Source organism: Pseudomonas sp. 05T35 (assembly GCF_056396605.1).
In genome coordinates this window covers 1-7,333 of sequence record NZ_JBFTLU010000295.1, presented here as the reverse complement: position 1 = coordinate 7,333, position 7,333 = coordinate 1, and the positions used below count along the sequence as shown (strand labels likewise).

Here is a 7,333-nt window from a genome sequence, read left to right as displayed (position 1 = left end):
CAACGAACCAGCGCCATTGTTTTCAAATACCACTTCTCATCCACAAAGACAAAGAAATGGGCCACTTTCTTGTTTCCCAAGACTTTTTCGACGAACCCAAAGAGCCTCGCATAACCAAGTACCCAGTAGGATACCGAGCAACTAAAGAGACAGGTTGTATCCCTGACGCCATCGCGGGCAAGCCATGCTCCTACAGATTGGTCCAAAAAAACTGGACCACAACAGGCTTGCCCGCAATCAACGATTTAGGATCAACCCTCCGGCCGCAACATCAACACCGCCAACGGCGGCAGATTCAGCACCAGCGACAAGGGTTGGCCGTGGCTGCCCTCCTCTTCGGTCATCACACCGCCGCCGTTGCCATAGTTGGAGCCGGCGTAGATGCCCGCATCGCTGTTGAACACTTCATTCCAGTGCCCGCCAATGGGCACACCAATCCGATACGCCGGACGCGGCACCGGCGTGAAGTTCGCCACCACCAGCACCGGCCGCCCTTCCTTGCTCCAACGCAGCCAGGCATAGACGCTGTTCATCGCGTCATCGCCGATCAGCCATTGGAAACCCTGCGGCACATCGTCCTGATCGTGCAGTGCCGGTTCGGTGCGATACAGCTGGTTGAGGTCAGTCACCAGTTGTTGCACGCCGCGGTGTTCCGGGTACTGCAGCAAGTACCAATCCAGCTGCTGATCGTGATTCCACTCGCGCCACTGGCCGAACTCACAGCCCATGAACAGCAGTTTTTTACCCGGGTGCCCCCACATGAAACTCAGGTACGCACGCAAGTTGGCGAACTTCTGCCAGCGATCGCCGGGCATCTTGTCGATCAGCGAGTGTTTGCCGTGGACCACTTCGTCGTGGGAAATCGGCAGGATGAAGCGCTCGGACCAGGCGTAAACCAGGCCAAAGCTCAGTTCGTTGTGATGATGGGCGCGGTAGACCGGGTCCTGCTGAATGTAATGCAGCGAATCGTGCATCCAGCCCATGTTCCATTTGTAGTCGAACCCCAGCCCGCCATGCTGCGTGCCCTGGCTGACGCCCGGCCAGGCCGTGGACTCCTCGGCAATCACCAGCGCACCGGGCGCTTCGAGGTCGATCACATCGTTGAGGTGGCGGACAAAATCGATGGCTTCGAGGTTCTCCCGACCGCCATGGCGATTGGGTACCCACTCACCGGCCTTGCGTGAATAGTCGCGATACAGCATCGAGGCCACTGCATCGACCCGCAGCCCATCGACATGAAAGTGCTTGAGCCAGTGCAATGCCGACGCCAGCATGAAGCCATGCACTTCGGTGCGTCCGAGGTTGTAAATCAGCGTGTCCCAGTCCTGGTGAAAACCTTCCAGCGGGTTGCCGTACTCGTAAAGCGCGGTGCCGTCGAACTGCGCCAGGCCATGGGTATCGGTGGGAAAATGCGCCGGCACCCAATCGAGGATCACCCCGATGTCGGCCAGGTGGCAGGCGTTGACGAACGCGGCAAAGTCGCTGGGTGAGCCGTAACGGGCGCTCGGGGCGAATTGCGATAATGGCTGGTAACCCCAGGAGCCGCCGAACGGGTGCTCCATGATCGGCATCAGTTCGATATGGGTGAAACCGAGTTTCTGCACGTAAGGGATCAGATGTTCGGCCAACTCGCCCCAATGGTATTGGCGCGCCACTTCACCGACGTCATCCACTTCGCACTGCCAGGAACCGGCATGCAGCTCATAGATCGACAGCGGTGCGCTCGGCCGGTGGCGCTCGCCGCGTGTCTGCATCCAGTCCTGATCCTGCCAATCGATACGCAACGGTGAGGCGACTTTCGAGGCGGTGTCCGGCGGTAGCTGTGTCGCCAGGGCCATGGGGTCAGCCTTGAGCGGCAGAATCCCGTGGGCGCCGAGAATTTCGTACTTGTACGCCTCCCCCGCCTGCAAGCGCGGAACAAACAGCTCCCACACGCCGGACGGATGGCGCAGCCGCATCGGGTGACGACGACCATCCCAGACGTTGAAATCACCGACCACCGAGACCCGCCGGGCATTCGGCGCCCACACGGCAAAACGCACGCCGTCGACACCCTCGACATTTTTCAACTGCGCGCCCAGACACGCACTGAGATCCCGGTGATTGCCCTCGGCGAACAGATACAAATCCATCTCGCCCAACAACGGACCGAAGCTGTAAGGGTCCTCTGCGGTTTGCTCGCCACCCGCCCATCGGGTGCGCAACAGGTAAGCCCGGGACTGGTCAAAATGCCCGACGAACAACCCCGGCACTTCGGTCGGGTTCAAGCTGCCGAGCTCTTCGCCGGAGTCACGGGCAATCACCTGCACGCTCAAGGCGTCCGGCAGGTAGGCACGAATGAACTGACCGCCGGCCCCATCTGCATGGGGCCCGAGTATCGCGAACGGATCCTGATGCTCGGCGCGCACCAGCGCCTCAATGTCTCGCGCCGCCGGCAGCAGCGCTTCTTTCACCCGTCCCTGCTCCCTCAATGATGGCTCCGTCATGACTGCTCTCCACTCACATAGGAAAAGGGTTTGAGCCCACTCAACAACCCGTATAAACCGTGCAATGGCACGGGCAACCAGGTGGGACGATTTTCGGCTTCATACCCCACTTCATAGGCCGCCTTCTCCAGGCAGAACAACGCCAGTGCGGCGTCTTCGGCTGCAGGATCCTGCCAGGCATGAGCAAGACTAGCCGTTGCCTGCCGATACGCCTGAACAAACGCTGCCGTGGCCTCACGCAAATAACGTTCCGTCACCCGCTGACGTGCCGCCAGTGTCTGCGCGGTGACTTCAACCCCTTGCCCGTCCAGGGCCATCGCCGCCGCGTAATCGAACGAACGCAGCACGCCGCTGACATCCTTGTATGGACTGTGTTTGCCCCTTCGCTCATGCAATGGCCGCGCCGGTTCCCCCTCGAAATCGATCAGGTAGGCATCACCCTTGATCACCAGCACCTGGCCCAGGTGCAGATCACCGTGGACACGCATCTGCAAACCGCCCACCGCTTTTGCCGCCAGTTCCTGAATGTGCCTGAGGATGGCTCTCTTCTGCTCCTGCAAACGCACCACCAACACCTGGTCCTCCGGGCTCAGCCGGGCCTGATGCTGTTTGAGCAACTGCAAGGCGTGCTCCAGCTGTGCAGCAATGGCTTTGGCCAATGCCTGCTGATCCTTGTGCGTACTGACCCGCGAACCAAACGCCGGATTGTCACCCGGCGCGGCCAGTAGCTGGTGCATTTCCCCGAGTCGCTGTCCGAGCATGCCAGCGAAATCTTTCAATTCACCGAGCGCGTTGTAGTGCTGTTCCTGCTCGGACATGGCCTCGGCCAACTCATCGCGAATGGCCCGCTCAAGGTTGTTCTGGGTCCATTCCCAGGCATCGCCCTGATTGCTCAGATACCCTTGGGCGATCATCAACAGCGTGTCTTCACCTTGCCGATCACGGCGAATCACCGAGCCGAGCAACGGTGAAATATGCTTGAACCCGGCGGCGGTCAGGTAAGCGCTCATCTCCAGTTCCGGGTGTACGCCGCTGGCGACTTTGCGGATCAGCTTGAGCACCACGCTGCCGCCAATCACCGCGGAGCTGTTGGATTGCTCGGCCGACAAATAGCGCACGTCGCAGTCCGCCTCCAGCTTGAGGTCCGCCAGCCCGACAGTCGGTTCGAAACGAATCTCGCCGTCACTGGCGTCCAGCACCGTGTGCGCCTGCATCGCCTGGATCACCGCACGAATGAAACTGTCGAGGCTGAACGCGTCCGTCACCAAGCCCACTTGCCGCCCGCGCCGAACTCGCGCCAACGCCAGTTGCTGCGGCAATGCGGCGCCCACCTGGTCTTCGGCGAGAAACCCGAACGGCAGTTGATAACGGCTGGCCTGACCGTCGCTGACCACCTCGATTTCGCTGAACAGCACCGGATGCAGCGGATCACCAAAACGCACACCGTAAGCGATGTGCACCGTTTCGATACGGGAGTCCTTGCCGGCGAACCAACGTCGATTGTGCAACCAGCTCGGCAAAGCGCTTTGCTCCAGAATGGTGCGCGACGGTGCTTCGAGCAGCTCTTCCATGCGCTTTTTCAGGACCAGGGTGGTGAAGTCCGGCAAGCTTTGCGCAGGCTCGACATGCCAGCTCGGCATCTGGTTTTCCGCCGCCAGCACAAACCAGTAAAAGCCGTACGGCGCCAGGGTCAGCAGAAAGTTGAGCTGGCCAATCGGCGGGAACGCGTTGCCGCCGAGCATTTCCACAGGAACCATGCCAGCGAAAGCCGAAAGGTCCAGCTCGGCCGCCTGGGCACTGCGCGAAACGTTTGCCACGCAAAGGATGATCTCGTGTTTACCGTCATCACCGGTGTATTCACGGGTATACGCCAGAATCCGCCGGTTGCTCGGCGAGAGCATTTTCAAGCTGCCCCGACCGAAGGCCTTGGACTGCTTGCGGATCGCCAACATGCGCCGGGTCCAGTTCAGCAATGAATGCGGGTCGCCAGCCTGGGTTTCGACGTTCACCGACAGGTAACCGTAGAGCGGGTCCATGATCGGCGGCAGCACCAGGCTCGCCGGGTCGGCGCGGGAAAACCCGCCATTACGGTCGATCGACCACTGCATCGGCGTGCGCACGCCATCGCGGTCGCCGAGATAGATATTGTCGCCCATGCCGATTTCGTCGCCGTAGTACAGCGTCGGCGTCCCGGGCATCGACAGCAGCAGGCTGTTGAGCAGCTCGACGCGGCGCCGGTCACGCTCCATCAGCGGTGCCAGGCGTCGACGAATGCCGAGGTTGATCCGCGCGCGGCGGTCAGCCGCGTAGTAGTTCCACAGGTAATCGCGCTCCTTGTCGGTGACCATCTCCAGGGTCAGCTCATCATGGTTGCGCAGGAAAATCGCCCATTGGCAGTTGGCCGGAATCTCCGGCGTCTGGCGCAGGATATCGGTGATCGGAAAACGGTCTTCCTGGGCCAGCGCCATGTACATGCGCGGCATCAGTGGGAAGTGAAAGGCCATGTGGCATTCGTCGCCGTTATCGCCCTTGGTGTCTCCGAAATACAGTTGGGTGTCTTCCGGCCACTGGTTGGCTTCGGCCAGCAGCATGCGATCCGGGTAATGGGCGTYGATCTCGGCGCGAATCCGCTTGAGCACCGCATGGGTTTCGGGCAGGTTCTCGTTGTTGGTGCCGTCACGCTCGATCAGGTAGGGAATCGCATCCAGGCGCAGGCCGTCGATGCCCAGGTCCAGCCAATAGCGCATCACCGAGAGCACGGCTTTCATGACCTGCGGGTTATCGAAGTTCAGGTCCGGTTGATGGGAATAGAAGCGGTGCCAGAAGTACTGGCCGGCCACCGGGTCCCAGGTCCAGTTGGACTTCTCGGTGTCGAGAAAAATGACCCGCGTGCCGTCGTACTTTTGATCGTCATCGGACCAGACATAAAAGTCCCGCGCCTTTGAACCTGGCTTGGCCTTGCGCGCCCGTTGAAACCAGGGATGTTGATCGGAGGTGTGGTTGATGACCAACTCGGTGATCACCCGCAAGCCTCGATTGTGAGCATGTAATCCAGTTTGGCGATCAAACCGGGAAAGTCGCCGATTCCATCGTTGTTGGAGTCGAAATAAGACTTTACGTGAACCTGATAAATCACCGCATCCTTGTACCAGAGCGGGTCATTGCTGAAGGTGGCTGACCTGGGTTTCTTCGCCATTGGAAACTCCTGAGTACAGTGAGAACCTGTGGGAGCGAGCCTGCTCGCGATGACGGCATGACACCCACCATCAATGCTGACTGAGCGGGCGCTATCGCGAGCAAGCTCGCTCCCACATGATTCGTGGGGGCGGCTAAGCCGTTATCCGCCAAATCCCGAACGGCTGGTTCCACGGCTCGATGCGCATCCATTGGGTCTTGCCGTGCCAGTCCCAGCGGTGGCCGTTCATCAGGTCTTCACCCTGGGTCACCGCGTCGTCGGGCAAGCCCATCTCCCACAGTGGCAATTCGAAGTGCGCCTCCTGGGCGTTGAACGGGTCGAGGCTGACCGCCACCAGAATAAAATTGCTGCCATCGGCCGTGCGTTTACCGAAGTACAGAATGTTGTCGTTCCACACGTTGTAGACCTGCAGGCCCAAATGGCTGTGCAAGGCCGGGTTTTGCCGGCGAATACGGTTGAGCTGGGCGATCTCGGCGATGATGTTGCCCGGCGCAGTGAAGTCCCGGACACGGATTTCATACTTCTCGGAGTCGAGGTATTCCTCCTTGCCCGGCACTGGCGCCGACTCGCACAGTTCAAACCCCGAATACATGCCCCACAGGCCCGAGCCCATGGTCGCCAGCGCAGCCCGGATCAGAAAGCCGGCGCGGCCCGACTCATGGAGAAAGCCTGGATTGATGTCGGGCGTATTGACGAAAAAGTTTGGCCGAAAGCACTCGCGCCAGGGCGACTGGTTCAGCTCGGTGAGGTACGTCACCAATTCATGCTTGGTGTTACGCCAGGTGAAGTAGGTGTAGCTCTGGGAGTAACCGACCTTGCCCAGGCGCGCCATCATCGCCGGGGTGGTAAAGGCCTCGGCCAGGAAGATCACCTCGGGATACAACGCCCGTACGTCACCGATCAGCCACTGCCAGAACGGCAAGGGTTTGGTGTGTGGATTGTCGACCCGGAAGATTTTCACGCCCTCCTCGACCCAGCCGACCAYGATGTCCCGCAGTTCCAGCCACAGGCTGGGAATCGCCTCGCTGGCGTAGAAGTCGACGTTGACGATGTCCTGGTATTTCTTCGGCGGGTTTTCGGCGTATTTGATGGTGCCGTCCGGCCGCCAGTTGAACCAGCCCGGATGCTGTTTCAGCCACGGATGGTCCTGGGAGCATTGAATCGCGAAATCCAGCGCGATCTCCAGCCCGTGTGCGGCGGCGGCCTTGACCAGACGACGGAAGTCCTCGCGACTGCCCAACTGCGGGTGAATCGCCTCATGCCCCCCCTCGATACCGCCGATGGCGTACGGGCTGCCGTGGTCATCAGGGCCGGCAGTCAGGGCGTTGTTGGGACCTTTGCGATAGCTGCGACCAATCGGGTGGATCGGCGGGAAGTACAGCACGTCAAAGCCCATGTCCTGAATCATCGCCAGACGTGAATGCACATCGTTGAACGTACCGTGGCGATCCGGATCCTCGGTGATCGAGCGGGGAAACAACTCATACCAACTGGCGAACTGCGCACATTCGCGCTCGACGTCCAGTGGGTACTCCGGACTCAGGCTGAGGTAGGGACGCAGATCGGCCTCGGCCATCAACCCGGCACTGCGCGGGTGCAAAAACAGCGCGACTTGCTCGGTTTCAAGCAGCCCGGCCAGCTCATGGTGCAG

Annotated in this window: 3 protein-coding genes and 1 pseudogene; all 4 read right to left on the bottom strand. The window is 60.5% G+C overall.

From position 1 onward, the window contains the following. Nucleotides 1–206, bottom strand: a 206-nt coding sequence (locus AC1DH9_RS20510; protein ID WP_477808680.1) for a hypothetical protein, incomplete at its 3' end; no start/stop codon positions are given. 45 nt (nucleotides 207–251) lie between these two features. Next, nucleotides 252–2,486 carry a 1,4-alpha-glucan branching protein GlgB gene (glgB, locus tag AC1DH9_RS20505; protein ID WP_427536923.1) on the bottom strand — a complete coding sequence of 745 codons (2,235 nt, stop codon included), beginning with the start codon at nucleotides 2,484–2,486 and terminating at the stop codon, nucleotides 252–254. Next, nucleotides 2,483–5,682 (bottom strand): annotated as a pseudogene (gene treS / locus AC1DH9_RS20500) (maltose alpha-D-glucosyltransferase). The gene glgB and the pseudogene treS overlap by 4 nt, the downstream one beginning before the upstream one ends. A gap of 133 nt (nucleotides 5,683–5,815) precedes the next feature. After that, nucleotides 5,816–7,333: alpha-amylase family glycosyl hydrolase (locus AC1DH9_RS20495; protein ID WP_477808679.1), on the bottom strand; the 1,518-nt coding region annotated here is incomplete at its 5' end.